The organism is Gordonia namibiensis NBRC 108229, from assembly GCF_000298235.1.
In the GTDB taxonomy this organism is placed as follows: Bacteria; Actinomycetota; Actinomycetes; order Mycobacteriales; family Mycobacteriaceae; genus Gordonia; species Gordonia namibiensis.
In genome coordinates this window covers 1-1,006 of record NZ_BAHE01000062.1, presented here as the reverse complement: position 1 = coordinate 1,006, position 1,006 = coordinate 1, and the positions used below count along the sequence as shown (strand labels likewise).

Annotated in this window: 1 protein-coding gene; it reads right to left on the bottom strand. The window is 66.1% G+C overall.

The window, feature by feature from the left end:
* Positions 1-9: 9 nt before the first annotated feature.
* A complete protein-coding gene (locus GONAM_RS22140) occupies positions 10-831 on the bottom strand; it encodes a DDE-type integrase/transposase/recombinase (protein WP_369403364.1) in 822 nt (273 codons plus the stop codon).
* Between the last annotated feature and the right edge of the window lie 175 nt (positions 832-1,006).

Genomic DNA, 1,006 nt, shown 5'->3' with positions numbered 1-1,006 from the left:
CGGAATTTCTCAACCTGTCTGAGACAGGGGTTGGGTTGTTCTTCTGTGGTTGATCCCGACGATGGTTGGGATCTCCGGGGCCCGGGGCGGGCGCCGGAAGCGTTGCGGATGGCTCAGGTATCTGCGGTTGAGCAGTGTTTGACGGTGCTGCTGCTGGTGGGCGGCGGTGCCGTCGAACACTGACTCGGGTGTGTGCCAGGCCAGCCCGCTGTGGCGGTGCTTGCCGGCGTAGCCGGCCAGGTAGTCCGCAGTCCAGGCACGGGCATGGTCGATGTGGTCGAACCGGTCGGGGCAGTTGAGGTCGTATTTGATGGTTTTGAACAGTGATTCGGAGAACGGGTTGTCGTCACTGACTCGGGGCCGCGAAAACGACGCCGCGGTGTTGGCGGCGTGCAGAGCGTCGAGCAGATCGTGGGACCGCATGATCGCCCCGTTGTCGGCGTGCAGCACTTGCGGGGCGCCGTAGCGGGTGAACGCCGAGGCGAACATGTCCACCGCCAACGTGGTGTCCTCGCGGTGCTCGATCCGCCAGCCGACCGGGTAGCGGGAGAACACATCGATCACCAGATACAGCTTGAAACGCTGCCGGCCCGGTCCTTTGAGTTCGGTGACATCCCAGGACCACAACTGGCCGGGTGCCGTGGCCACCGCCTTCGGCACCGGGCGTGGCATCCCGCCGCCGTGGCGGCCGCGACGGCGATCACCAGTCATCCGCTCGGCTTTGGCGATCCGGTAGAAACTGGACTGCGAGCACGGTATGCGCCCGGTATCGAAAGCCCGCCAATAGGTTTGACACACCGACAGATCGGCGTACTGCTCATCTTCGAGCACTGCACACACCTGGGCGCGTTCACCGGACGTCAACGCCGCCGGCTGACGACGAGCCCGCTGCGGGACCGGGTCAGTCACCGGCGTGTAGTGCCGATACCCGCGGGTGACGCGGTAGAAGCTCGCCCGCGGCAACCCTGCCCACGCACACGCCGCTGCGACCGTCATCCCGGCGGCC